The sequence below is a fragment of the Asanoa hainanensis genome, from assembly GCF_900188485.1.
In the GTDB taxonomy this organism is placed as follows: domain Bacteria; phylum Actinomycetota; class Actinomycetes; order Mycobacteriales; family Micromonosporaceae; genus Asanoa; species Asanoa hainanensis.
Map to the genome: position 1 here is coordinate 50122 of NZ_FZPH01000022.1, position 25576 is coordinate 75697.

The window sequence follows — 25576 nt, forward strand, 5'->3', positions numbered from 1 at the left end:
GGCGCGGTTTGCCATTGTCTGGCCCAACCGGCGGCGCGGATGCTCGGGTCATGCGCTTCATGACCTGGTTCGTCCGCGCCGCCGGCCTGTACAACGCGAGCGCGGTGATCGTCTTCCTGACGCCGGGCGCCCTCGACACGTTCGGCGTCGCGCCGCCGTACTCCGACTTCTGGGTCTGGCTGCCCGCCCTCATGGGGCTGTTCGCCGGCATCGTGCTGCTGCTGTCCGCGACAGACCTCCAGGTGTACGGGGCGTTCCCGTTCTGGAACGGCATTATCCGGTTCAGCTTCGTGATCGCGACGTTCACGCTCGGCTTCGGCGAGAGCGCGGGCACCTTCGTCACGCTGCTCGCGGCGGGCGACCTGGTGCTGGTGGCGGGCACTCTCGTTGGCCTGCCGATAGTGCTCGGCCGCACCCCGTGGCAGCTGCTCACCAACCGCCCGGCCACGCCGCGCCCGGTCCCGGCATGAACCGGTTGAGCAGGGCACTCGCCCTCGTCGCGGTAGTGGAAGCGGCGTACGCGGTGGTCGCCCTCACCCCACCAGGACTGGTCGAGCCGTTGTACGGGTTCCGCCTCGACGCCGACGGCCACTGGACGCTGAAGCTGCTCGGTGTCTCACTGGCCGTCCAGGCTGCCATCGCCTGGCTGCTGCGCCGCCAACCGCACCGGGGCATCGCGGGCGCGCTGGCGGCCTACCAGTTCGGCAGCGCCACTGTCGACTGGATGATGTGGCTGGCCCTACGCGACGACGGCATCTTCGCCACGACACAGGCCAAGGTCGCGATCGTCGCCGCGATCCCCAGCCATTACCTGCTCGGGTCGCTCCTGACGGTGGCGATCGTGACCGCCGGCCGGCCGGTCACCGGCGACGTCCGCGCGCTGTAGCCAGTCACCAACCCTGGTCGCGACGAGCCGTTCGGTGAGAAAATGACGTCCATCCGTGGCATACCACCGGTCGGGCTCGCCGCCCACGCCGTCGGACGGTGAGCAATGACATCTGCGGCATGCCACCGATCAAGCTCGCCGCCACGCTGCCCGACGGTGAGCAATGACATCCACGCCGCGCAAGCCGGTCGAGCGGGTCGCCAGCCTCTGGTCGGAGGGCGAGCAATGACAACCACGCACCGCAAGCCCCCCAACCACTCCGCCAGCGCCATTCAGGCGGTGAGCGATGACGGCCGCTCGCTGTAAGCCTCCGGTCGGACTCGCGTCGGCGCTGGCCGAGCAGGGTGTCGCGGTGGCTGACGTGCTGGCCCTGGCGAACCTTCCGCCCCGGCTGCTCGACGTTCCGGGAGCCCGGCTGACGGTGCCGGACTACTTCGCGCTCTGGCAGGCGGTTGGCGACGCGAGCCGCGATCCCGCGATCGGCATCCGGCTGGCCCAGGCGCTCCGGGCTGACCACACTGAACCGCTCTTTCTCGCCGTCTTCGGTGCCGCCACCGTGGGTGCCGCGCTCGCTACCGTGGCCGCGTACAAGCGCATTCTGACGCCGGAGACCCTCGATCTGTCCACTTCGGATGCGTTGGTCACGCTCGTCTGGCGTTGGCCCGGCGAGCGCCCGCCCGGCGTGCTGGTCGACGCCGAGCTCGCCTTCCTGGTCGAGGTGGCACGGCGCGCCACCCGCGTTCCCGACCTGGCACCGCGCCGGATCGAGCTCACCGCTGAAACGGTTAACCTGGCTCACCACGACTACTTCCGCTGCCCGATCCACCTCGGCCGGCCGGTCACCACGATCGCGTTCGGGGCGGCCGACGCCGCCCGGCCGTTCCTCAGCCACAATCCCGACCTACTGCGCGCGCTGCTGCCGTACCTCGAGAAACGCACGCCGGCCGCCGCCGACGACGCGCTCGCCCGCGTGCGCCGCGCCATCGCGGACCGGCTGCGCGGCCAGCGGCCGACCGTCGACGGCGTCGCGCGGGACCTCGCCATGAGTGGGCGCGCGCTGCAGCGCCAACTGCACGAACATGGCACCACGTTCCGGCGGCTGCTCGACGAGGTGCGCAACGAGCACGCCCGCGGGTACCTCGCGGGCACCGGCTTCACCGACGGCGAGGTCGCGTTCCTGCTCGGTTTCACCGACCCGACCTCGTTCCATCGAGCGTTCCGGGGGTGGAACGGGCTGTCGCCGAGTGCGTACCGGCGCCGCTCCGTCGTGGAAACATAGGGCCCATGGCTGGTGAAGAGCGCGACGGAGTGCCGCTGACCAACCTCGACCAGGAGCTGTTCGACGGCGCCGGCGCGACCAAGCGCGACCTGGTCGACTATCTGGATGCCGTGCACGAACGCATGGTTCCGGCCCTGCGGGACCGGCCGCTGTCGGTGATCCGGGTGCGGCCCGGGCAGCCGCCGTTCATGCAGAAGAACCTCCCCAAGTACACGCCCGACTGGGTCGCCCGCGCCGACGTGTGGGCCGACCGATCCCGGCGGATGGTCAGCTACGGGCTGTGCAACGACCGGCGGACTCTGGTCTGGTTCGCCAACCAGCGGGCGGTCGAGTACCACCCCGGTCTGGCTCTGCACACCGACTGGGCACACCCGACGCACCTGATCATGGATCTGGACCCACCCGAAGGTGAACCGTTTCGGTTGGCCGCCCAGGCGGCGCTGCTGGTGCGCGAGGTGCTCACCGCGTGCGGGATGGCCGGCGCCGCCAAGACCAGTGGAGCCAAGGGCGCGCACGTGTTCGTACCCCTGGCCGACGGGCCGGCCCACGACGACGTGGCGGCCGCGACGCGGGCGATCGCGGCGCGGGCCGAGCGGCTCGACCCGGCGCTCGCGACCACCGCGTTCATCGTCGAGCAGCGCGAGGGCAAGGTCTTCCTCGACTCCACCCGAGCGGGCGGGGCGACAGTGGTGTCGGCCTACAGCCCGCGCCTGCGCCCTGGCGTTCCAGTTTCGTTCCCGGTGCCTTGGGGCTCCCTGGAGGCGGCCGTACCCACCGATTACACGGTTCACACGGCGGCTGCGGCGCTGGGCTCGGGTGACCCGTGGGCGGAGCTGATGCCGCCGCCGCAACGGCTCGACCCCGGCCTGGTCGAGGAGGGACACACCATCCCGATCGCCCGCGTGGTCGCCATGCACGAAGGCAAGCGTCGCGCGCGGGAGAAGCGGGCGGAGTCCTAACGGTCGATGGAGCTCATGTCGGCATAACGGTCGCCGGTCGGCGGGCGAATCGCGCTTAACCGGTTGAGCTGGTCGCCGGTCAGCACCAGCGACTCCGCGGCGACGTTCTCCTCCAGCCGGAAGACCTGCGTCGTGCCAGGGATCGGCACGATGTCCGGACCCTGCGCCAGCAGCCAGGCGATGGCGACCTGGGCCGGAGTGGCACCGGCTTCGTCGGCGACCGCGCGTACCTCGTCGACGATCCGCAGGTTGTCGGCGAAGTGCTCGCCACTGAACCGGGGAATGGTGCTGCGGAAGTCGTCGCTGGGCAGGTCCTGCGGGCTCGTGTAGCGGCCGGTGAGAAAGCCTCGGCCCAGCGGGGAGTACGCGACCAGGCCGATGCCGAGCTCGCGGAGCAGCGGCAGCACCGCGTCCTCGATGTCCCGGGTCCACAGGGAGTACTCGGATTGCAGTGCGGCGATCGGATGGATCGCGTGCGCCCGGCGGATCGTCTCGGCCGAGGCCTCGGAGAGTCCGATGTGGAGTACCTTGCCGTCGGCGACCAGCCGGGCCATTTCACCGACGGTCTCCTCGATCGGCACGGTGGGGTCGACCCGGTGCTGGTAGAGCAGGTCGATCCGGTCGGTGCCGAGCCGACGCAACGAGCCTTCGACGGCGACCCGGATGTTCTCGGGCGAGCTGTCGAGCTTGCGCACGACCGGCCCCGCGCGATGGGTGAGCTGACCGAACTTGGTCGCGATCACGTAGTCGTCGCGCCGGTTCGCGACCGCCCGCGCGACCAGTTCCTCGTTGATGAACGGGCCGTAGACCTCGGCCGTGTCGAGCAGCGTGATGCCCAGTTCCCGGGCCCGGTGGATGGTACGCACGGACTCCGGGTCGTCGCCGTACCCGTCGTAGTAGGCGGACATGCCCATGCAACCGAGCCCGAGACGGGAAACCTCGAGGTCACCGCCGAGCGAGACGTTTCTCATCGCGGTTGTTCCTGTTCCGGAGCCGGCCTCCGCGGCCCCTGTTTTCGACCCTAGCTCTAGGTGTACGGCCGGAAATGTCGTAGTGCGATGTGATGCTGAACCGGTGAAGTTCTCTTTCGACGCCGAGCTGTGGGTCTGGGAAGCACGGCGCGACGACAGCTGGGTGTTCGTCACGCTGCCGATCGATGCTTCCGCGGAGATCCGTGACCGCACCGGCGGCGGCCGCCGCGGGTTCGGCTCGGTGCGGGTTCAGGTCGCCATCGGCTCGAGCGTGTGGCGCACATCGGTCTTTCCGGACAGCGCGAGCGGGTCCTACGTGCTGCCGCTGAAGCGGGCCGTCCGGCGGGCGGAAGGGCTCGACGCGGGCGACGTCGCGACGGTGAGCATCGAGGTGGTCGAGGTCTGACCGGCGAGCGATCCCACCCGGGGTGCCACCCCTGGGGTCGCGCTGCGGGTCGTCGGGCCAGACGCGGACGGCCGCGACAGGGCCACCGGACCCGGTGGCCCTGGAAGGCGTTACAGGCTAGCCAGCCCGACCGCCACGCACGCCTCGGCCACGACCCGAAAGCCCGGGGAAGGGGGCGCCGGCCTCGGCCGAACCGGCACCCCAACTCGGCTCAGGCCCTGGTTAGGCTCGCGATTTCTGCCTGCGACAGCTTGAGGTCGAGAGCGGCCAGGTTGTCGTCGAGGTGCGCGAGGTCCCCGGTGCCCGGGATCGGCAGCATCGCCGGCGACCGGCCGAGTAGCCAGGCGAGCACGACCTGGCGGGCCGACGCCGAGTGCCGCTCGGCGATCTCGTGGATGGTCGGGTTCTTGTCGAGATCCTGGATGGGCGCCCACGGCAGGAACACCATCGACTCCTGCTCGCACAGGTCGACGATGGTCTCCGAGACGCGGTCGTCGACGTTGTAGCGGTTCTGGATCGAGACGATCGGCGTCAGCCGCTGCGCGGCGCGGATCTGCATCTCGTTGACGTTCGACAGCCCGATATGCCGGATCTTGCCCTCGTCCTTGAGCTTAACCAGTTCACCGATCGAGTCCTCGAACGGCACATTCGGGTCAGGCCGGTGGAACTGGTAGAGCGGGATCTGCTCGACCTTGAGCCGGCGCAACGATCCCTCACAAACCTCGCGTAGGTGCTCCGGTCGCCCGTCGGCGGGCCAGCCCACGAACGGTTCGGGCCGGAGCAGGCCACCTTTGGTGGCGATGACCAGATCCTCCGGGTACGGGTGAAGCGCTTCAGCGATCAGTTCCTCGCTGACGTTCGGCCCGTAGGAGTCGGCCGTGTCGATGAAGTTGATGCCGGCGTCGACCACACGGCGAAGCACCGCGATGGCCTCGTCCTTGTCTGCGGGCGGCCCCCAGATGCCCGGCCCGGTGATGCGCATGGCGCCGTAACCGAACCGGTTGACGGTGAGATCTCCGCCGACGTCGATCGTCCCCGCGGAACTGGCGTTGGGCATGGTGCGGACACTCCAATCCAAGTATCGGAGGTGAGCGCGACACGCGTCCGCCTCCGCGTCGCTGCGAGCGTATCTCCGGTGGGTTACTTGCGTACGGTGGGCGAATGGCGTTGGCGGTCGGCGACGAACGGATGCTCGCGGCGGAGCTCTTCAACCGTGTCTGGGAACTGCTGGAACGCACCGACCGGACCCCGGCGGACGACGACACCATGCTGCACATGGCCCACGCCAGCCGACATCATTGGGGTCAGGTCGGTGAACCGGTCAACCTGGTGCGCGGCGAGTGGCAGTGCTCCCGGGTGTACGCGGTACTCGGCCGGGCCGAACCAGCCACCTACCACGCCCAGCGGTGTCTCGATCTCTGCGTCGAGCACGAGATAGGCGACTTCGACCTGGCGTACGCATACGAGGCTCTGGCCAGGGCAGCGTACGTGGGTGGCGACCCGACCGCGGCCGCGTTGCTGGAGCAGGCGCGCGAGGCGGCAGCGACCATCGCGGAGGCGGACGATCGCGCGCTGGTCGAGGCCGACCTGCAGGCACTGACCACGAAACACCCGGCACCCGCGTCGGACTAGCAGCGCTCCGACTTCGCGTGCGCCTTCGGCGCGCCCGCACACTGCCGCCGCGCCGCGCATCACGAACGCCGTCCGCGCACAGCTGCGTCGCGCACCAACGGCACTGCTCACGGCCCGGCGTGCCGCACACGATCGGCACTGGCCGCACAGCGCACCATGGCCGCTGGCCCCGTGCACCATCGGCACTGGCCGCGCAGCGCGCCATGGCTGCTGGCCAGTGCACCGCCGCGCGCACACCATCGGCGCTGGCCGCACAGCGCACCATGGCTGCTGGCCAGTGCACCGCCGCGCGCACACCATCGACATCGACACTGGCCGCACAGCGCACCATGAGCACTGGCCCGCGCGCCGCCGGGCCGCACACCATCGGACTGCCTGCGCACCGCCGGGCCGCGCGCCCGCACGTCTCACTGTCCGCACAGTCGCAAGCACCGGCCCCGGCACCAGTGGGCGCCCGGCCGGGCGCCTTTCGACCCCGCCGGCTCCCCGAGGTCCACCGCCGGTTCGGCGCCCGTCGCCAGCTCCTCGGCGTCCGCGATGCCGTCGACCCGCCGGCCAATCGGCACCACCCGCGCACTACCGCGTCGCGCACCATGCGCGCTGTTCGCGAACTACGGCGCCGTACACCGGCGGCACTGCCTGCTCTGCCCAATCCCCCGCGCGGCCTGGCGCTGGCGCGTCGCTCGGGTCGCGAGGTTGTTCTCGTGCGAGTCCGTCAGCTTCCGAGTTGGGTCAAGGCCCCGATCTCGGCGCGGGTGAGGTTCAGGTCGAGGGCGGCCATGTTGTCGTCGAGGTGTGCCGGGTCGCCGGTGCCCGCGATCGGTAGCGTTGCCGACGAGCGGCCGAGTAGCCAGGCCAGTGCGACCTGGCGTGGAGTGGCCGAGTGTCGTTCCGAGATCTCGGCCATCGTCGGGTTGTCCGCGTTCTGGATCGGCGCGTACGGGATGAAGACCATCTGCTCCTCCTCGCACAGGTCCAGGATGGACTCCGAGCGCCGGTCGTCGACGTTGTAGCGGTTCTGAATCGAGACGATCGGCACCATCTGCTGGGCGACGCGGATCTGCTCCTCGGTCACGTTGGACAGTCCGACATGGAGGACCTTGCCTTCCTCCTTGAGCCGCACCACGCCGGTCATCGACTCTTCGAACGGCACCTTCGGGTCCGTTTTGTGGAACTGGAACAGCGGGATCTGCTCTAGTCGAAGACGCCGCAGCGACCCCTCGCAGGCCTCGACGATGTGTTCCGGACGCCCGTCCTTCGGCCAGAACCCGTCTGCCTCGCCGTCGTCCGGGCCCGTGCGGTACATGCCGGCCTTCGTCGCGATGACCAGATCGTCCGGGTACGGATAGAGCGCCTCGGCGATCAGCTCCTCGCTCACGTTGGGTCCGTAGGAGTCCGCCGTGTCGATGAAGTTGATTCCCTGCTCGACCGCCCGACGCAGGACCGCGATGGCGTTCTCCTTGCTTTCCGGCGGACCCCAGATGCCCGGCCCGGTGATCCGCATGGCTCCGAAACCGAACCGGTTAACGGTGATGTCCCCACCGATGTCGATGGTCCCCGCGGCACTGGCGTTCGGCATGGCGCGTCTCCAATCCCAGGCAAATCGGAGGCTCCTGGTTGATCCGCCCTCTTCGGAGCCTAGCTCCGACCCACCGGTACGCCCTCGTTCGAGCATCTTGAGGCATATGGGGGATCTGTGACAGCGACCTCGCGGTCGGCGGCTCCAGTCGGCGCCCTAGCGCGTCGAGCGCCTGGCCGCCCGACGCTCTCCGACGCTGCGAAACGCCGGCCACTCGACCGTCAAGCCACCGCCGACCGGCACCGCCCGCCACCGCTCTGCGGCGACCCGCAGCGCCTCGATGGCAGCCCGCACCGCCTCGATCGGTGGGGCGTCCTCGGGACGCGTCGCAAACCATTGCGAGGTCAGCTTCCGGAGGTCAGCGCCCGGCTCCGCGGCCGCTGCCTCGACGAATCCACCTAGGAGCTCGGCATGCTGGATGCGATCGCGATACTCGCGGATCAACCTGGCCGACCGCTCAGCCGCGTGCGGCGGGCGCCGCCCGGACTGGTGGTTCATGCTCTTGAACACGACGCCGCCCGCGATCGCGCCCCAGATGCCGTCAGGGACACGCATCGCGTCCTCGACGGTGAAATGCACCAGGTCGTGCGGCAGTTCCGCGGTGATAGGCCCCGCGTTCATTCGATAGACGACGCCGTCGTCGCGCTCGATCAAGATCGAGCCCCAGACATGGTCTGCAGGTCGATCGAAAGTCACTCGCACCCCACCAGCGTGAAACACCAGACGCCACGGCATCAACCGGTTAACCGCCCGCACGCACGGAGCGGCAATCCGAACGCGGCACGGCACAACCGGCCGCACGCGCGAAGCGGCCGTCGGTGGTGGGATGCGGTCGGCTGGTCGTGGCGGGGCGTGCCCGAATCGCCGCGCCGCGCGGTCCGCTGGTCATGGCGGGACGCGCCCGAATCGCCGCTCCGCGCGGTCGTCCAGTCATGGCGGGACGCGCCCGAATCGCCGCGCCGCGCGGTCGTCCGGTTGTGACGTGACGTGCGTGGATGGACCAACTCGACAGCTGTGGTCGCGTGGTTCGGGTTAACCGTTTGAGGGCCGGCGCCCGGTATACCCACGGTCGCGGGCAAGGCGGGACAGGATCGGGCGGATGCTCAGCGCCGTACCCCCGAGGGCCACCATCCCCACACCAAGGTCGACCGAGAGTCGACCCTGGCTGGCCCAGTAGACGTCCTTGAGGTCCAGCAACAGTGCGAACTCATCGACGATCAACGCGAGACCGGAGCCGTAGACCACCCCGGTCGCGGGATGGCGGCGGACGTCCTCGCAGCCGGCTACCGCCAGGGCGCCGACCGCGCTGACCATGCCGATGCCCCACATGTAGTGGTGGAGATGGATGCCGCCGATGCTGACGTTGTGGAAACCCGTGCCGCCTCGGCGAATGCTGTAGGTGATCGCCCGGACCGCGCCGAAGGTGACCGTGAAGCCGAGCCAGGACCAGAGCACCGAGCGTTCGTTCGGAGCGAGCTCTTCGCGGTACGCCCGGCGGAGCTCGGCGGGCGTGGGCACAGCGGCCTTCGACGTCGGAGTGTCGTCGGAGGCGTCGGCCATGCCGTCAACGTACCGTCATATGGGTCTTTTTCGGGTTTAATCGCCCGAAGACCTGCCGCCCGACCACAGCCCGGCCGCCGTGCCCTCGGCCAGGCGCTTCTCGTACACCCGCACCTTGTAGCTGATCATGCTCAGGCCGACCGACAGCTCCCGCATCTGCGACTCGATCCGATCCTGGTGCTCGCGCAACAGCGCCAGGCGCTCCGGCTCGTTGCCCACCCCGTCGCGCACCAGGTCGGCGTACTTCCGGATCGTCTCCAGCGGCATCCCCGTGTCCCGCAGCCGCGCACACAGCTCCACCCACCCGATGTCGCCGTCCGAGTAGACGCGCCGGCCGCCCGGGTCGCGGACGATCGGGCCGACGAACAAGCCCTCACGCTCGTAGAAACGCAACGCGTGCACGCTCAGCCCGGTCCGGGCGGCGACCTCTCCGATTCCGTACGCCATCACCGCAGGTTAGCGCTTGAGCTAGAGCCCGCTCTAAGTCCTATGGTCCGCCCATGACAGTCACCCTGATCACTGGCGGATCGTCCGGCATCGGCGCCGCAACCGCACGGCAGCTGATGAACCTGGGCCAGCACGTCGCCGTCACGGGCCGGCGGGCCGATCGACTTGAACGGTTCAGCACCGAGAACCCGGACGCACTGACGCTCGTCTCCGACAGCGCGGTGCCCACCGAGGTGCAGGCCGCCGTCGACAGCACGGTGGCCAACTTCGGGAGGCTCGACAACGTGGTCGCCAACGCCGGGTACGCCACGCACGACGGCCTCGACGGCGGCGATCCCGAAGCCTGGCGCGACATGGTCCTCACCAACGTGCTCGGCCCGGCGGCCCTGATCCGCGCGGCGCTCCCCCATCTCGCCAAAGCCCGCGGCCGCATCGTGCTGGTCGGCAGCGTCGCCGGGCTGCTGCACACGCCGGGCAACATCTACGGCGCCACGAAGTGGGCGCTGACCGGCCTCGCCGGCAACACCCGCCAACTGGTGAGCGACCAGGGCGTCGGCGTCACGCTCGTCTCGCCGGGCGGCACCGACACGGACTTCTTCGGACCGGTCGGCGGCGCACCGGCAGGTCGGCCAGGCGGCTACCTCACGGCCGAGCAGGTCGCGGCCAGCATCGTCTGGGCCCTGACCCAACCCGAGGGCGTCGACATCAGCACGATCACGATGCGCCGAATCGGTTCACCTCTGTAGCCCGGACCCCGTCGCCGCTACCGAAAGGCGCACCTCTGCAAAAACATGATGCCAACCTGCAAGCGCACTACAAGATTCTGCAAATTATAGACAGACGCTTGTGTAATCGACATCGATGGCTCTAAGGTCAGGGTCCCCATTTCCCTACCTCGCCACAGAAACGAGTCCTTGATGTCACGGACACCATCTCGTTTGCTGGCCGTCGCGTCCGTCGCCGCCCTGGGCCTCGGCGTGATCGGCATCGCGGGTCCGGCCAGTGCCGGCACCGCGCCGGTCGTGACCCGCGCCGCGCTGGACCCGGCGCTGGTCGCCGGCCGGGGCGCCTCCGTCAACTTCCTCGAGCAGGAAGCCGAGAACGCGGCCACCAACGGCACCGTCATCGGCCCCGACCGCACCGCCTACACGCTGCCCGCCGAGGCGTCCGGCCGCACAGCCGTCCGGCTCCAACCTGGACAGTACGTCGAGTTCACGCTGCCCGCGGCGGCCAACGCGATCACCGTGCGCTACAGCATCCCGGACGCGCCCAACGGCGGTGGCATCCGCGCCCCGCTGAACGTCACCGTCAACGGCGCTGGCAAGAAGACCATGACGCTCACGTCCGAGTACGCGTGGCTCTACAACCAGTACCCGTTCACCAACGACCCCCAGGCCGACCTGCTGCACCCGGACTGGTGGATCACCGAGTGCGCGTGCGTGCCGGCCGCGACCACCCCCACTCCCGTCATCACCAAGCCGTTCCGGCCGATGCACTTCTACGACGAGGAGCGGCTGCTGCTCGGCCGCACGTACCAGGCCGGCGCCAAGATAAGGCTGACCGCGCCCAAGGGCACGGCCGCGGCCTGGACCGTCATCGACCTGCTCGACTCCGAGCTCGTGGGGGCACCGCACGTCAACCTGCTCGCGTCCAATGTGCTCCTGTTCGGGGCGGACCCCACCGGCGCACGAGACTCGGCCCGCGCATTCGAGAGGGCGATCGCCATCGCGAAGCTGGCCAGGCTCAAGGTGTACGTGCCGCCCGGCACGTACCAGGTCAACCGCCACATCATCGTCGACAACGTGACGATCGAAGGCGCGGGCAACTGGTACACGAAGATCAAGGGCAAAGAGGTCGCGCTGGACCCGCCCGCGCCGGACGGCTCGGTGCACACCGGCGTCGGCTTCTACGGCAAGGACGCGGCCGACGGCGGCAGCCGCAACGTGCACCTGTCCGGCTTCTCGATCGAAGGCGACGTACGCGAGCGGATCGACACCGACCAGGTCAACGGCATCGGTGGCGCGATGAGCGACTCGACCATCTCCGGGCTGCACATCCGGCACACCAAGGTCGGGCTGTGGTTCGACGGGCCGATGACGAACACGAAGGTGACCGACAACATCGTCGTGGACCAGATCGCCGACGCGCTCAACTTCTACATCGGAGTCACGAACTCGCTGGTGCGCAACAACTTCGTCCGCAACACCGGTGACGACGGGTTGGCGATGTGGTCGGAGACGACGGCCAACGCGCGCAACACGTTCGACCGCAACACCGTGCAGACGCCGACGTTGGCCAACGGCATCGCCATCTACGGCGGCGACGACAACACCGTGTCCCGCAACCTGATCGCCGACCCGATCCGCGAGGGCAGCGGCATCCAGGTCGGTTCCCGGTTCGGCGCGGTGGCCTTCGGCGGCAAGCTGTCGATCACCGACAACACCGTCGTGCGGGCCGGCACGTACGAGCTCAACTGGAACATCGGTCTCGGTGCCATCTGGATCTACGCGTTGGAGAAGAACATCGACGCGGACATCCAGGTGACCGGCGACCACTACCTGGACAGCACCTACAACGCCATCATGATGGTCAGCGAGTGGACCGTGAAGGACCTCTACTCGATCACCAACGTGCACTTCAAGGACGTCCGGATCGACGGCACGGGTACGTCGGTGCTCAGCGCCCGAGTCAAGGGCGGCGCGTCGTTCGAGAACGTCGACGCGCGCAACGTCGGAGCGGTCGGCATCAACAACTGCGGGTCGTTCAACTTCCCGCCGACCGGTTCCGAGTTCAGCGTGACCGACCGCGGCGGCAACGACGGCGGCGGCACCACCGGTCCGTGGCTGGCGGCGTGGGAGCTGCCCAACACGATCACGTGCGACGACCGGCCTCCGGTCGTGGTGCCTCCGGCGCCTTCGCAGTGGTGAGCTAGCTCGGCGGGCGGGCGTCCTCGGGCGCCCGCCCGTCGACCGTCGCGAAGGCACCCGCGACCCCGTCGCGATCCTGACCCGCGGCCAGCAGGAGATGGAGCAAAATCCGCGCCTTGTACGGGTCGAGCGCGCCGGCCCCGATCAGCCCTCGGCGGAGCAGGTCGGCCTCCGCGCCCGGATAGCCATAGGTGTGGGCCAGCACCGGCCCGGCACCGATCCGCGAGGCGAGCACGACGGGCTTGGCGTGCGCGAGGTCGGTCAGGACGTCCACTGTGCTCACCGGAACGTGTCCGACCCCGAAGGCCGCGACGACCAACCCGTCCAGCACCGCACCGGCCTGGCGCAGGAGCTCGCCGTCGTCGCCGAGGACGACCGGGACCACGCCTGTGCGTACCGTCGCGGTCGGCTCGTCGATCCGCAGCCCGTGCCGGATCGGTCGGGTGAGGAGGCGCGGCCGTCCCTCGGCGACCAGACCGACCGGGCCGATGTCTGGCGAGCGGAACGCAGCCGGGCTGGTGGTGTGGGTCTTGCGCACCCAGCGGGCAGCGTGGATCTCGTCGCCCAGCACGACGAGGCAGCCCATCCCCCGCGCCTCCGGGACGGCCGCGACCCGGACCGCGGCGAGCAGGTTGGCCGGGCCGTCCGCGCCCGCCAGCGTCGGGTTACGCATCGCGCCGGTGACCACCAGGGGCGTGTCGTGCGTCCACAACAGATCGAGCGCGTACGCGGTCTCCTCGATCGTGTCGGTGCCCTGCGTGACGACAATGCCGTCAGAACCCGTCTCGGCGGCCGCGGCGACCAGTGCTGCGAGGTCTGCGAAGCCGAGACCCGCGCCCGGCAGCCGCCGGAAGTCGGTGACCTCCACACTGATCCCGGTTTCGGCGAGCCCCGGCACGGCGGCCACCAGGTCGGCGGCTCCGAGCGCGGGCACGACCCCGCCGTCTGTGCCGGTGGTCATGGCGATCGTGCCGCCCAGCGAGAACACGGCGACGGTAGGCATGGTGCTGGACTCTATTGCAGCAGCTTGGCCAGGACCTCGAGGTGGCTGATCTCAACGTCCTTGGTCGCCGTGAGCAACGTGACCGGGCCCTGCTGCTGGAGGGAGCGGAGCTGGTCCAGCGCGGCGGCCTGCTCCGGTGCCTTGAGCTCGGCCAGGTAGCGCCGGCGGAACTCGGTGAACTTGTCCGGGTCGTGCCCGTACCAGTGCCGCAGCTCGGTGGACGGCGCCACGTCTTTGAGCCACTCGTCGAAGCTGCCCTTGCGTACGCCGCGCGGCCAGATCCGGTCGACCAGCACGCGCGTGCCGTCGCCCGGTTCGACCTCGTCGTACACCCGTCGTAGCCGCATCTTTCCCAACCTATCGCTCCCGAATCGGTTCAGTCGCGGATTAGCCCGGGCGGCAGAGGATCCTCGTCGGGGTCGACGGCGCGGGCATTGACCAGCGGGTCTTGGCACAGCGCGGTGATCAACGGCGCGGGGCCGCCGATGTCGGTCCAGGTGTCGTCCCAGAGCGCCGAGACGAGCCATGAGCGGTCTCTGGGGAAGAACAGGTCGGGCAGCGACCCGTCGCCGCGCATGTGGCCGGTGCGCCAGGTGAGGGCCTGGTCCGGGCCGGCCTCGACCAGCACGTAGGGCCAGTCCCAGTAGAGCGGCACCCGCGGCGCTTCCGGGAAGACGATGTCGTGCGCGCCGGTCTCCAGGTAGCCCAGCCACCAGGGCTGAGGCGGGGTCTGTGCGATCAGAACGTCGACTACGGCGCGTTCGTGGGCGGCGAAGCTAATCCGGTTCAGCGGGTAGAACGTGGCATATCCCGCGTAGATCGGCGGGATCGCCGTGGTGATCGACAGCCCTTCCGCGGTGCGGCCCTCGGCCAGCCACGCGACGTCGGCGGCCGCGCCGATCCGCCAGGTCCGCCCGTCCTTGCCGACCTCCATGCCGTCCATTCGTCCATTGAACGGTTAAGGGCGCTCGACCCGCACGGGATTACCGCGTACGAGCTCGTCGTGGATGTGGCGACGCGCCGCGTCGCGGGCGCGGTCGGCGTCGTGGTCGGTGCGGGCGAGTCGCTCCCGCAGCAGTTCGATGGCGAGGCGGCGGTTGTGGCTGAGCTGGCGTTCGGTGTCGACGACGACCACGGTGCCGGAGGGACGGTGCGTCGCGCGTACGGCCGTGCTCGCCTTGTTGCGGTGCTGCCCGCCGGGACCACCGGTGCGACAGGGCGCGAAGTCGATGTCGGCTTCGCGGAAGGCCGTATGGGCACGGTCCGGCGTGTGCGGGCTGGCGATGACGTGCCAGTTCTTTCGGCCCGTGCTCGCCCGGTAGGGGCTGGGCGCCTGCCAGCACAGGGTGCCCGTCCAGGCCGCGACCAGCCGGTCGGCGCCCGGGCCGTCGATGCCGAGCAGGATCGAGCGGTACGTGCCGGTGCGCTCGCCGGCGACGGTCTCGATCCGCTCGACCTGTGCTTTGAGTCGGGCCGCCTCGGCTTCCAGGCGGCTGGTCAACCGGGCCACCGCCCAAGCGCACTCCTGCGGGCCCCGACCGGCCGAGATGAGCAGGTGTCTCACGACCGCCCCCGCTCGGCGGTCTTGTAGGTCACCAGTGGGACGGTCGTGGCCACCGGGGTCGCCAACCCGTGGTCGGTGAGGTCGGCGACCACCTGCTCGATCCGCTTGTACGCCGTGGGCGCCTCCTCGAACAGCAACTGCCGGTCGCCACACACCACGATGGACCCGAGCGCGGTGCGGCGGAGTCCTTCAACGGTGTGCTTGGCCTTGCCGTGGCGCAGCGCGTCGGCACGGGACATCTTGCGTCCCGCGCCGTGCGCCACCGACCGGTTGGCCTCGGGACCGGCATGGGCGGCGACGAGGTACGAGTGGGTGCCGCGGGTGCCGGCGATGAGCACGTCCCGACCGTCGCCGGGCGCGGCACCCTTGCGGTGCAGGTAACCGCCGTCGCGAACCTCGACCAGGTTGTGGCTCAGGTCGACGATCGGCTCGGTCATCCGGGCGCCGAGGGCGCGCAGCACGCGCGCGGCGATGAGACGTCGGTTCAGCGAACCCCAGCGCACCGCGATGTCGTGCTGGGTCAGGTAGCTTTCGGGGTCCGAGGCCGGCCCGGCCCCGTGTGCCTCGGTGTGGGCCCGCAGGATGCGCTCGCCGAGGCCACGCGAGCCACTGTGGACGATGAGCACGAGGCTGCCCTTGTCCAGGTCGAGCCGCGCCGCGTGGTCGGGTTCGAAGACCGTGCCGATGCGGGCGAGCTCGACGAAGTGGTTGCCACGACCGACGGTGCCGAGGCCGTCCAGGTGACCGCCCGGGATGTCCGTGGTCAGCGCGTCCCAGGCCGGGTCGTCGTCGGTCAGCTCGTCGTCGAGGTTGGGGAACTTGCGGGCCAGGCGCTCAGGCACGGCCCGCTTGAGGCCGACCGGGAACACCGCGATGCCGCACCCGATGTCGGAGCCGACGAGGAACGGGTAGAGCACGGTCGAGGCCATGGCGGCGCCGATCGGCGCGCCCTTGCCGGGGTGCAGGTCGGGCATGCCCGCGACGTGGACCATCCCGTCGAGCGCGGCGACCTGGTGACACTGGTCGACGGCGGCGGACTCGATCCAACTGCGGGCGGAAGCGAATACGGTGACAGACAAGGACGTTCTCTCTTCGAAGACAGGGGTTCGTCGGGGCGCTGGGTGTCTTCGTCAGAACGTCATGGGTCAACTTTCGGCGACGGCCGTACCGTGGCGCAACAGGTTTTGGGTCCTGGTCAGGGCGACGCCCACGAGGACGACCACCATGCCGGCGGCGACGCGGGCGCTGAACGGCTCGTCGAGCACGATGACGCCGAGCAGGACCGAGACCACCGGAAGCAGGTAGCCGACCGTCGCGGCGTTGGCGGCGCCCTCGGCGGCGATGATGCGGTAGGTCAGGTGGAAGGTGATCCCGGTGGCGACCACGCCGAGCACCAGGACGCCGGCCAGGGTTGCCGGGCCGACTTCGATCGCGGCCAGGCCACCGGCGGGGAGCGTCAGCGCGGTGAGGCCGGTCGCCGCGACGAGTTGTGCCGCGGACAGCGAGATGGTGGGAATGCCCCGGCCGACCAGCTTGCGACCCATGTAGGCGAAGCCGATCGCGTAGCTCACCGCCGCGGCGACGATGGCCAACGCGCCCCAGCCGACCGATCCGGTCGTCTGCCACGGCGCGAATATGAGCAGGACGCCCACGAACCCGACGACGAGCCCGGCCAGACGTGTGGCGCCGCGCTCTCGCCCGATCAGCAGTGTCCATAGTGGTGTCGTCGCGTTCAGGACGCCGGCGACGCCCGAGTCGATCGTCTGCTGGCCCAGGCTGAACAACGCGAAGGGCAGCGCGTTGCAGAAGAACGCGGCGACGACGATGTGGCCCCAGACGGCGCGGCCACGGGGCAGGCGGTTGCCGGAGACGAAGCAGGCGACCAGCAGCGTGGCCGAGCCGAGGACGCAGCGGCTGAGGGTGACCTGCACCGGGGTGAGCGCCCGGAGCGCGAGCTCGATCCAGAGAAAGGTCGAGCCCCACAGCAACGCCAACGCGCCGACCCGCGCCCATGTCCTGACCACTTCCGTCACGCTGCCGGGGTTGACTTGGAAGGACAAGCGAAAAGTTCTGCATCTCCGTTAAGTTCTGCTACATGCTCGATGTACGACGCATGCAGGTCCTGCGGGCGGTGGTCACCAGTGGCTCGGTGACCGCGGCGGCGGCCCACCTCGGCTTTACCGCTTCAGCGGTCAGCCAGCAGGTGGCGGCGCTGGAGAAGGAGGCCGGCGTGCCGCTGCTTGAACGGTTCGGCCGAGGCGTCCGACCCACGGCGGCCGGCCACCTGCTGACCGAGCATGCGGCCATCATCGCCGCGCAACTGGCAGCGGCCTCGACGGCGCTGGCAGACCTACGCGCCGGCCGTACCGGCCGATTGACGGTCCGGTATTTCGCCTCGATCGGGCCGACGCTGCTGGCGCCGGCGCTGGCCCGGTTCAGTGCCTCGCACCCGGGGGTGGCGGTCGACCCGAAGCTGAGCGCCCCGGACGACCTCTCGTTCGGGGACGCGGACCTGACCATCGTGGTACGCCGCCCGAACGACCCGACGCCTCCCGGCATTCGCCTGACGCCGCTGCTCTCCGACGCATACCGGGTGGTGCTGCCGACCGGCCACCGACTCGCCGCGCACCGGGTGATCGACCTGGCGTCGCTCGCCGACGAGGCGTGGGTGGGCAGCGAGCCACCGGGCCCGTGCCTGGAGCCGATCATCGACGCCTGCGGAGCGGCAGGCTTCAGCCCCAACTTCGTGGCGAAGTCGGAGGACTACGCGACGGCGCAGGGCTTCGTGGCTGCCGGGCTGGGCGTGAGCCTGATTCCGGGGCTCGGTCTGGGCGCCCGTCACCCGGGCGTCGTGGTGCGCCAGGTCCGCCGCCCGTCGCCAACCAGAACGATCTACGCGGCGACCCGCGAGACCGCGTCCTCCGCGCCGGCCCTGGGCGCGTTGATCGCCGCCCTGACCACGGCCGCGTCCTGATTCGCCCAGGTCACGCTCTCGCCGAGGGTCGGCGCCTGGTTCGCCGCAGCGGCCGCAGTCAGCACCGCCGGGCTCGACCTGCTCGAGACCGAACACCGCCATCGAACGCCCACCGCACGGCACGCCGTCAAGAGCGAGAGCCTTTGACGTACGAGGCAAGCACGGACACGATCTCGACGCCGCGGTCAACGCCGACATCGTGCCCCGATGAGTCGCTGACGTGCAGGGTGGCGTTCGGTAGTTCGCGGGCCAGCCGACGAGCGAAGGCGATTGGCGCATTACGGTCGCGAGCGCCGTGCCACAGATGCACCGGCGTGGCGACCGCACGGAGCGGAAACGTCCATTCGCGCTTGATCAGGGCGAGCTCTTGCACCGCGGCGCGGGCACCCTGCCGCAACGCGTCAGCGACGGCTTCGTACTCGATGCGCATGGCAGCCGCGTGCCCGGCATCCGGCGCGGCGGCCATCGCATCGTCGAGGGCACGCTGCCGGTTCCGCGGGTTGACCAACTCCCGGCGCAGCGCCGCTAGGCGGAACGTGTTGAGCACAGGCGCATTCCTGGCGAACCAGTTCATGACCCGCGCACTCGCCGTCATGCCGACGAGCTCGGCCGGCCGCATCGGCCCACCCGCCGCGATGAGACCGACAACATCGACCCGGTCGGCCAGCTGATACGCGGCAGCCAACGTGAACGGGGCGCCGCCGGACTCACCCACCAGCGCGAACCGGCCAAGCCCAAGACGACCGACCAACGCGAGCAGGTCATCACTCCAACCGGCCAGGCTGCGCCCCCGCTGGTAACCAGACGCGCCGTAGCCGGGCTTGTCCGGCGAGATCCACCGCAGCCCGGCCCCCCGCGCGGCCTCGTCGTAACAGGCTCCACCGAGACCCGACACCGGCGTCCCGGCCGTGTAGAGAACCGGGAATCCGGCAGGATCTCCGAACTCACGCCAGCAGAGCGGCCGCCCGTCCGCAAGAGTGATCACGCCCGGTGTCACGCATACATCGTGACCCCGGTCGCCCTGACTCGCCAGCGCGGATATCCCGCCCGCGAAAGCCCATAGCGCAGGCGCGGGTCCAGGGCGAAAGACCCACGGCGTGGGGTGGGCTCGGGCCACGGAAAGGAATCAGCACAAGCTCCCGCTCGCTGAAACGCGCGCGGAAGCTTGTGCCCCCGGCAGGATTCGAACCTGCGACACACGGTTTAGGAAACCGATGCTCTATCCCCTGAGCTACGAGGGCCTGCGGCCGCTATCGTACCGACTTGGGCGTATCCGCAAGTGCCAGGGCTGCGGCCGACGCGTTCGGGTACGTCGGCGGGCGGTTCCTATGCTGGTTGGACTGCGGGCGCAGCACCCTTGGCGCCCGCAGTGGGGGGGCAGCCGGACCGTGACAGCGGCAACAGAGCGCGGCGGTCGGCGCCAAGGTTGCCAGCCGGCCGCACCTAATGACGGCGTGACGGGCTGCTCCAGATTTGGCCTGCGGACCGTCCGTCGAGGGTGCGCCGCATGACCCACCGCCGTGGTTCGGTAACCGTGGGGTTACCGATGGTTTCGCGCATGGCCTTCTCGGCCCCTTCCGCGCTGTGGTGAAGGCTGGCGATTGGCCGCCGAGACCCCTCGACGATCACAACGTAGATCGCCTCCGACAGTTCGGCGCGCAGCAGGCGGGCACGTGCCTCGACGCTGCCTCCCGCGGTGGCGCCGAGTCGATCGACAACCTCGCCAACGTGCGCCGCAAGGCCGATTTTGATCAAGTGGTGGACGATCGTCGGCTCGGAAATCTGGAGCGTGGCGACGAGATCCGGCAGGGCGGTCCGATTTTCCCAGCCGTCTCGAAGGAGGCACTCCTCCGTTCCACTCCACAGCCGAAATGGGTCGGTCAGATGCGAGTTCAGGACGGCCTGCCAGTCGTACTCGGGATTCTCCGCCAGACACCGTCGCAGCCAGTCGATGCGTTCAGCGGTGCGCCACGCCTTCGCCTCATCGGGCACAAGTTGACCGAGCTGCGCGCGCACGGCTCCTGGCGTGCGTCGCAACTTGGCGGCGAGCTCTCGCACCGACAGGCCGTCGAACACGCCTTGCAAGAGCTGCTCGTAGTCCGTCCAGCTCCAGGCTTCACCGTGTCGCAGCGGCCGTTCAGGAGGCAAGGGGTTGAACTCTGACATGGGTGATCCTCTCGCGCAGGGTGAACCGGGGACGCGAGACGAGCGATCCAGCAGGCCTTACAAGGCCGAGTGAGGGCTCGAGGTGCCGCGCGAGAATCAGCCCTGGGCGCTTGTGGCCGTACATGGGCTCCGGCAAAGATGCGGCGAGTCATTGGTGCGAGATGCGAGGCGGATCGCCGTCTCGACTCAACCAAGCTACGACGCGGCTACGGAGCTGCGCAATATCGATGCCCTCGGCTGTCGTGAATGAATCGCGACTCACCATGCCGGCCATCAACTCGGCGTCAGCCCAGGGTCGTACGCCCACGGGCCGACGCGCTCCCACCTGCGGATATCTAGCATCGGCAGCATGGAAGCCACCGTCCCCCGCCCCGTTGCCGCCCGCGTCCCGTCGGCCGTCATGCCATGGGTCGCCCTCGCCGCCTATCCCGTCGCACTGGCACTCACCGTCGCGGTCGGCACCGGGGACGAGGTCAACGGTCCCGCCACGATGCTGCCGATCCTCGTGCTCGCCCTCCCCGGAATCCTGCTGCCCCGCTGGCCCCTGGTCGGCTTCGTCGGCCTGCTGGTCGGCGTCGTCGGCCTCGCCCCGCTGAACATCTCGGGGTTGGTCGGCTTCGGGCAGGCGATCGTCCTCGACGTGGCGGTCGCCTACGTTGCCGCGACCCGATCACGCATCGCCACCGCCGGCGCCGTCGGCACGGCCATCCTGGCGGAGGGCGCCGCGGCCACGATCTACGCGAGCAACGGCAACGAGTACGTCAATGTCCTCGTCGCCCTGCTGCTCGGCGTCCTGGTCGCCTGGCTGGGCGGCACGGCGTTGCGCCAGCGCCGTGACTACCGGGCCGCACTGCTCACCCGCGCCGCCTCCGACGCCGTCACCACCGAGCGGCTGCGGATCGCCCGCGACCTGCACGACCAGGTCGCGCACAGCATCGGCGTGATCGCGATCCAGGCCGGCGTCGGGCGCCGGGTGATCGACACGCAGCCCGACGAGGCGCGCAAGGCGCTGGACACGATCGAGACTGCCAGCCGGGAGACGCTGGCCGGGCTGCGCCGCACGCTGGTCGCCCTGCGCCGCAGCGACGCCGAGCCCGCCACCACCGCGACCGCCGGGCTGGCCGAGCTCGACAGCCTCGTCACCACGACGGAAGCCGCCGGCGTCCGCGCCCGCGTGCGCATCGACGGCGAGCCACGCGTGCTGCCACCGGACGTCGACCTCGCCGCCTACCGGATCATCCAGGAAGCGCTCACCAACATCGTCCGCCATGCCCAAACCGAGAACTGCACGATCATCATCGGATACGCACTACCCGAACTCACCATCGTCGTTAGCGATGCCGGCCGTGGCGGCATCGACAGCGGCACCGGCTACGGCATCCCCGGCATGCGCGAACGCGCCACTCTCCTCGGCGGCCACCTGACCGCCGGGCCCCGCGAAGAGGGCGGCTTCGAAGTCAGCGCGACCCTCCCGCTACCAGCGGATCAGGCATGACCAGCGACGCCCCGACAGCGGACGCACGCCGCGCGACCCTCCCGCTGCCGGCGGACCAGGCATGATCAGCGACGCTGCGAAAACGGACGTCAGGCGCACTGCCGGCCCTCAATCCAACAGAACGAGGATCCGGCGCCGGGCGCCGGGTCCGGACGCGAGCCCGGCAACCCCCGGTCGCGACCAGGGCCAGGCGAGCCGTGCAGGCGTCGCCATCGCCCGTCGGCAGGCCGGAAAGGCAGGCCGCCGCTCGACCACGACCGCCCCATCAGCTCCCCCGAGGCATTCAGCCACCACAGCAACAGCCGGGCGCCTCGCCGACGACCGACCGCTCGTCTGCGCCGGCCTCCAGGCCCGCATCGCAGGCGCACCCGACCTCGACCAGGAGGTCCCAGCATGACCGTCCGTGTGCTGCTCGCCGACGACCAGCCGCTCGTTCGCGCCGGTCTCCGGGTGCTGATCTCCGACACCCCGGACCTGGAGGTCGTCGGCGAGGCCGGCACCGGAACTGAAGCGGTTGAGCTCGCCCGCGACCTCGTACCCGATGTCGTGGTGATGGACATCCGTATGCCGGTCATGGACGGCATCACCGCCACCCGCGAGATCGTCGAGGGCGGCTCACAGACGCACGTGATCATGTTGACCACGTTCGACGACGACGAGAACGTCTACGGCGCCCTGCGGGCCGGCGCCGGCGGGTTTCTGGTCAAGGACATGGCGCTCGACGACATCCTGGACGCCGTCCGGGTCGTCGCGGCCGGCGACGGTCTGATCGCCCCGAGCGTCACCCGCCGCCTCATCGCCGAGTTCGCCGGCCGGCCCGAGCGCACGAGAGAGACGCCGAAAGCGCTCGCGGCCATCACCGAGCGGGAGCGCGAGGTGCTCACCCTCGTCGGCCAGGGGCTCTCCAACACCGAGATCGCCGAGCGCCTGGTGATCAGTGTCGCCACGGCCAAGACCCACGTCGCCCGGCTGTTCACGAAACTCGACGCACGCGACCGCGTACACCTGGTGATCATGGCCTTTGAAATGGGGCTTGTGTCACCGTCGCGCTGAAGGCGTTATGGTGGACAGCGCCGGTCGAGAGGCGCTGCGACGGACAACGAGGTCCGCCACGCTCGACCAGCCCATTGATTCCCAAGGGCGCCTCCTGTCACAGGAGGTGCCACTTGAGCACTGGAAAGACTGCGCACGTCCAGAACATCAACGGCATCGAGTTCGCGGTACGCGATCTCGACCTCGCCACCGCCGGCCGGCACCAGATCCGGCTCGCCGAGCACGAGATGCCCGGCCTGATGGCGCTGCGCCGCGAGTTCGCCGCCCAGCAGCCCCTCCGCGGCGCCCGGATCGCCGGCTCGCTGCACATGACCGTGCAGACGGCCGTGCTCATCGAGACGCTCGTCGCGCTCGGCGCCGACGTCCGCTGGGTCTCCTGCAACATCTTCTCCACACAGGACGAAGCCGCCGCCGCGGTGGTGGTCGGTCAGGGCACGACCGAGGCGCCGACCGGCACCCCCGTGTTCGCCTGGAAGGGCGAGACGCTGGAGGAGTACTGGTGGTGCACCATGCGCCTCTTCGACTTCGGTGACGGCCAGGGCCCGAACCTGATCGTCGACGATGGCGGCGACGCCACCCTGCTGGTGCACAAGGGCGTCGAGTTCGAGGCGGCCGGGCAGGTGCCGGCGGCCACAGAGGACGACCACGAGGAGTACCGGCTCATCCTCGAGACGCTGCGGTCCAGCCTCGGCGAGGACGCCCAGCGCTTCACCCGGATCGCGGCCGGCATGCGCGGCGTCTCCGAGGAGACCACGACCGGTGTGACCCGGCTCTACGAGCTCGCCCGCGAGGGCACGCTGCTGTTCCCGGCGATCAACGTCAACGACTCGGTCACCAAGTCCAAGTTCGACAACAAGTACGGCATCCGCCACTCGCTGACGGACGGCCTCAACCGGGCCACCGACGTGATGCTCGGCGGCAAGCTGGCCGTGGTCTGCGGCTACGGCGACGTCGGCAAGGGCTCGGCCGAGGCGCTGCGCGGCCAGGGTGCCCGCGTGGTGGTCACCGAGATCGACCCCATCTGCGCGCTCCAGGCGGCGATGGACGGCCTCCAGGTCGTACACCTCGACGACGTGGTCGGCCAGGCCGACATCTTCATCACCACGAGCGGCGGCGTCGACATCATCACCGCGGACCACATGTCGCGGATGAAGCACAACGCGATCGTCGCCAACGTCGGCCACTTCGACAACGAGATCGACATGGCCGGCCTGGCTCGCGTGCCCGGCATCGAGAAGATCGAGGTCAAGCCGCAGGTGCACGAGTGGCGCTTCCCGGACGGGCACGCCATCCTGGTGCTCTCCGAGGGCCGGCTGATGAACCTGGGCAACGCGACCGGGCACCCGAGCTTCGTGATGTCGTGCTCGTTCGCCAACCAGGTGATGGCGCAGCTCGAGCTGTGGCAGGGCCAGTACGGCAACACCGTGTTCACGCTGCCCAAGCACCTCGACGAGAAGGTGGCCCGACTGCACCTCGACTCGCTCGGCGTGCGGCTGACGGAGCTGAGCAAGAAGCAGGCGGAGTACCTCGGCCTGCACGTCGAAGGCCCGTACAAGCCGGAGCACTACCGCTACTGACGCGTGTCAGCGACCGCCCGGGTTCACATTGGACCTGGGCGGTCGCCCGTCGGGGACTTCGCCGGGCTGATCAACCGCAGCCAGGCCGCGGCCTGATCGGGCGGCAGTACGGCGTCGAGCCGGACCTCCGGCCGCATCAAGGGATAGACCCGACCGACATTCCAGGACCGGTCGTACGGCGGCGGATCTAGCACGATGATCCGCCGGCCGGCGACCGGTTCGATGTCGACCGGGCGACCCTCGTTCCAGATCCATTTGCCGCCGGCGTCGACCAGGTTGAACTGACCGTGGATCGGCCGCGGTGGCTGCAGCGGCCCGTCGCTCGCCGCCGCGACCCAGGACGGCTGCGGCGGCTCGCCGGGCAGGTGCCCACCGCCGACCAGCGCGTCGGCGAGCAGCGTGTGCAGCTGGAAGTTGTCACCGACGCCGCTCATCGTCACCAGGAAAACGGCCTCGGACGGGCGATGCACCACGACGAGCGGCTCGTCGTCGAGCACCAGCAACAAGCCGAGCAGCCAGTGCGCGTCGGCGATTTCGTCCGGGGCGACGGATGCGGCCTCGATGAGCCGCTGCCGGTGCGGCAACGCCGCCCGGCCCGCCTTCTGCTGCAGTGGCAGCAGCAGCGCCGGGATCCATTCGTTGACCGTGAACCACGCCTGGGTTATCTGGGACGCCTCGTCGAGGTCCAGGCCGCCCGCTTCGGCGACCCGCTCGACGATCGCCCGTGCGGACTCCCCGTCGGTCGGCGGATCCACCTCGGTGCCGGCGAGCGCGGGGAACCGCGAAGCCTGCTCAAGCCCCGCCGCCACCCGCAAAGCCAGCACGTCGAGCGCCGAGGCGGGGTCGCCGCCGGCCTCTACCAGCCCGCCGGCCAGCGCGGCCAGCGGCGCGCCATTGCCCAGCGGCACCTCAGCGAGCGCCGGCCGCAATGCGACCAGCGCCTCGGTAAGCGCAGCGGCGTCGGCCCGTTCCACCTGGCCCACGATGTCCTTGAACGCCCGCTGCGCCGCGCCCTCGTCCTGCCGGTCGATCGCCTCGGCCAGGTCGGTGCACAGCTCAGCTACGGATCTTCCCCGGTTCCACCGCATCGGCTGATCT

At 69.9% G+C, this 25576-nt stretch carries 27 protein-coding genes, 1 tRNA gene and 1 riboswitch; of the genes, 12 read left to right on the top strand and 16 right to left on the bottom strand.

All coding sequences use genetic code 11. From position 1 onward, the window contains the following. The first annotated feature begins 50 nt into the window (after positions 1-50). The 4 genes from CHC05_RS35815 (at position 51) to CHC05_RS35830 (ending at position 3124) form a co-directional block, all read left to right on the top strand. Positions 51-470: a hypothetical protein gene (locus CHC05_RS35815; protein WP_144022920.1), complete on the top strand. Its 420-nt coding sequence runs from the start codon at positions 51-53 to the stop codon at positions 468-470. Then, positions 467-886, top strand: a complete 420-nt coding sequence (locus CHC05_RS35820; protein ID WP_144022921.1) for a hypothetical protein — start codon at positions 467-469, stop codon at positions 884-886. The genes CHC05_RS35815 and CHC05_RS35820 overlap by 4 nt, the downstream gene beginning before the upstream one ends. A 352-nt stretch (positions 887-1238) precedes the next feature. Beyond that, on the top strand, positions 1239-2165 hold the full coding sequence (locus CHC05_RS35825) for an AraC family transcriptional regulator (RefSeq protein ID WP_179266517.1): 927 nt from the start codon (positions 1239-1241) through the stop codon (positions 2163-2165). Between the two features lie 5 nt (positions 2166-2170). Further along, positions 2171-3124, top strand: coding sequence for a DNA polymerase domain-containing protein (locus CHC05_RS35830; protein ID WP_425426896.1), 954 nt, complete (start codon positions 2171-2173; stop codon positions 3122-3124). Here CHC05_RS35830 and CHC05_RS35835 read toward each other — a convergent pair. Next, positions 3121-4095 (bottom strand): aldo/keto reductase, encoded by a 975-nt coding sequence (locus CHC05_RS35835; protein ID WP_089255080.1) that lies wholly within the window; start codon positions 4093-4095, stop codon positions 3121-3123. The two genes, CHC05_RS35830 and CHC05_RS35835, sit on opposite strands and share 4 nt — an antisense overlap. A gap of 103 nt (positions 4096-4198) precedes the next feature. On the opposite strand from CHC05_RS35835, the gene CHC05_RS35840 reads away from it, so the two are divergent. After that, a complete protein-coding gene (locus CHC05_RS35840; RefSeq protein WP_218824783.1) occupies positions 4199-4501 on the top strand; it encodes a DUF1905 domain-containing protein in 303 nt (100 codons plus the stop codon). 211 nt (positions 4502-4712) lie between these two features. On the opposite strand, the gene CHC05_RS35845 is transcribed toward CHC05_RS35840, so the two are convergent. Continuing rightward, on the bottom strand, positions 4713-5558 hold the full coding sequence (locus CHC05_RS35845; RefSeq protein WP_089255081.1) for an aldo/keto reductase: 846 nt from the start codon (positions 5556-5558) through the stop codon (positions 4713-4715). Between the two features lie 104 nt (positions 5559-5662). On the opposite strand from CHC05_RS35845, the gene CHC05_RS35850 reads away from it, so the two are divergent. Then, positions 5663-6133, top strand: a complete 471-nt coding sequence (locus tag CHC05_RS35850) for a hypothetical protein (RefSeq protein WP_089255082.1) — start codon at positions 5663-5665, stop codon at positions 6131-6133. A gap of 715 nt (positions 6134-6848) precedes the next feature. Here the strand turns inward: CHC05_RS35850 and CHC05_RS35855 are convergent. The 4 genes from CHC05_RS35855 to CHC05_RS35870 all read right to left on the bottom strand — a co-directional run bounded on the left by CHC05_RS35855 (position 6849) and on the right by CHC05_RS35870 (position 9719). Next, entirely contained in the window at positions 6849-7712 is an 864-nt protein-coding gene (locus CHC05_RS35855; protein WP_089255083.1) for an aldo/keto reductase, read from the bottom strand. Positions 7713-7868: 156 nt separating this feature from the next. Beyond that, positions 7869-8408 (bottom strand): hypothetical protein, encoded by a 540-nt coding sequence (locus CHC05_RS35860; RefSeq protein ID WP_179266518.1) that lies wholly within the window; start codon positions 8406-8408, stop codon positions 7869-7871. A gap of 336 nt (positions 8409-8744) precedes the next feature. Next, on the bottom strand, positions 8745-9272 hold the full coding sequence (locus CHC05_RS35865; RefSeq protein WP_179266519.1) for a hypothetical protein: 528 nt from the start codon (positions 9270-9272) through the stop codon (positions 8745-8747). Between the two features lie 36 nt (positions 9273-9308). Next, on the bottom strand, positions 9309-9719 hold the full coding sequence (locus CHC05_RS35870; protein WP_089255085.1) for a MerR family transcriptional regulator: 411 nt from the start codon (positions 9717-9719) through the stop codon (positions 9309-9311). Between the two features lie 53 nt (positions 9720-9772). Here CHC05_RS35870 and CHC05_RS35875 point away from each other — a divergent pair, with 53 nt between their 5' ends. Together CHC05_RS35875 and CHC05_RS35880 are read left to right on the top strand one after the other, a co-directional pair. Beyond that, complete coding sequence (locus CHC05_RS35875; RefSeq protein ID WP_089255086.1) at positions 9773-10465, top strand: SDR family oxidoreductase; 693 nt, start codon at positions 9773-9775, stop codon at positions 10463-10465. Between the two features lie 171 nt (positions 10466-10636). Next, positions 10637-12646, top strand: coding sequence for a glycosyl hydrolase family 28-related protein (locus CHC05_RS35880; protein ID WP_089255087.1), 2010 nt, complete (start codon positions 10637-10639; stop codon positions 12644-12646). Position 12647: 1 nt separating this feature from the next. On the opposite strand, the gene CHC05_RS35885 is transcribed toward CHC05_RS35880, so the two are convergent. The 6 genes from CHC05_RS35885 to CHC05_RS35910 all read right to left on the bottom strand — a co-directional run bounded on the left by CHC05_RS35885 (position 12648) and on the right by CHC05_RS35910 (position 17237). Then, entirely contained in the window at positions 12648-13649 is a 1002-nt protein-coding gene (locus CHC05_RS35885) for an asparaginase (protein WP_089255088.1), read from the bottom strand. Positions 13650-13660: 11 nt separating this feature from the next. Beyond that, on the bottom strand, positions 13661-13996 hold the full coding sequence (locus CHC05_RS35890; protein WP_089255089.1) for a DUF488 domain-containing protein: 336 nt from the start codon (positions 13994-13996) through the stop codon (positions 13661-13663). A 29-nt stretch (positions 13997-14025) separates the two neighbouring features. Then, positions 14026-14592 carry a hypothetical protein gene (locus tag CHC05_RS41865; RefSeq protein ID WP_245871391.1) on the bottom strand — a complete coding sequence of 189 codons (567 nt, stop codon included), beginning with the start codon at positions 14590-14592 and terminating at the stop codon, positions 14026-14028. Between the two features lie 15 nt (positions 14593-14607). Continuing rightward, entirely contained in the window at positions 14608-15213 is a 606-nt protein-coding gene (prfH, locus tag CHC05_RS35900) for a peptide chain release factor H (protein ID WP_089255090.1), read from the bottom strand. Then, positions 15210-16292, bottom strand: coding sequence for an RNA ligase RtcB family protein (locus CHC05_RS35905; RefSeq protein WP_089255091.1), 1083 nt, complete (start codon positions 16290-16292; stop codon positions 15210-15212). The genes prfH and CHC05_RS35905 overlap by 4 nt, the downstream gene beginning before the upstream one ends. A gap of 66 nt (positions 16293-16358) precedes the next feature. After that, positions 16359-17237 (bottom strand): DMT family transporter, encoded by an 879-nt coding sequence (locus CHC05_RS35910; protein WP_089255092.1) that lies wholly within the window; start codon positions 17235-17237, stop codon positions 16359-16361. A 71-nt stretch (positions 17238-17308) separates the two neighbouring features. On the opposite strand from CHC05_RS35910, the gene CHC05_RS35915 reads away from it, so the two are divergent. Next, positions 17309-18187: a LysR family transcriptional regulator gene (locus tag CHC05_RS35915; protein WP_179266520.1), complete on the top strand. Its 879-nt coding sequence runs from the start codon at positions 17309-17311 to the stop codon at positions 18185-18187. Positions 18188-18314: 127 nt separating this feature from the next. Here the strand turns inward: CHC05_RS35915 and CHC05_RS35920 are convergent, their stop codons facing one another. From CHC05_RS35920 to CHC05_RS35930, 3 genes are all read right to left on the bottom strand, one after another. Then, positions 18315-19184 carry an alpha/beta fold hydrolase gene (locus CHC05_RS35920; RefSeq protein WP_179266521.1) on the bottom strand — a complete coding sequence of 290 codons (870 nt, stop codon included), beginning with the start codon at positions 19182-19184 and terminating at the stop codon, positions 18315-18317. Between the two features lie 171 nt (positions 19185-19355). Beyond that, positions 19356-19428, bottom strand: a tRNA-Arg gene (locus tag CHC05_RS35925). 202 nt (positions 19429-19630) lie between these two features. After that, on the bottom strand, positions 19631-20353 hold the full coding sequence (locus CHC05_RS35930; RefSeq protein ID WP_089255095.1) for a hypothetical protein: 723 nt from the start codon (positions 20351-20353) through the stop codon (positions 19631-19633). A 349-nt stretch (positions 20354-20702) separates the two neighbouring features. Between CHC05_RS35930 and CHC05_RS35935 the strand changes: the two genes are divergently transcribed. The 3 genes from CHC05_RS35935 to ahcY all read left to right on the top strand — a co-directional run bounded on the left by CHC05_RS35935 (position 20703) and on the right by ahcY (position 24478). Then, positions 20703-21848, top strand: coding sequence for a sensor histidine kinase (locus CHC05_RS35935; RefSeq protein WP_144022922.1), 1146 nt, complete (start codon positions 20703-20705; stop codon positions 21846-21848). A gap of 393 nt (positions 21849-22241) precedes the next feature. Further along, on the top strand, positions 22242-22901 hold the full coding sequence (locus CHC05_RS35940) for a response regulator (protein ID WP_089255097.1): 660 nt from the start codon (positions 22242-22244) through the stop codon (positions 22899-22901). Positions 22902-22921: 20 nt separating this feature from the next. Continuing rightward, positions 22922-23001, top strand: a riboswitch (S-adenosyl-L-homocysteine riboswitch). A 13-nt stretch (positions 23002-23014) separates the two neighbouring features. Further along, positions 23015-24478: an adenosylhomocysteinase gene (gene ahcY, locus CHC05_RS35945; protein WP_089255098.1), complete on the top strand. Its 1464-nt coding sequence runs from the start codon at positions 23015-23017 to the stop codon at positions 24476-24478. 23 nt (positions 24479-24501) lie between these two features. On the opposite strand, the gene CHC05_RS35950 is transcribed toward ahcY, so the two are convergent. Further along, positions 24502-25566, bottom strand: a complete 1065-nt coding sequence (locus CHC05_RS35950) for a hypothetical protein (protein ID WP_089255099.1) — start codon at positions 25564-25566, stop codon at positions 24502-24504. Between the last annotated feature and the right edge of the window lie 10 nt (positions 25567-25576).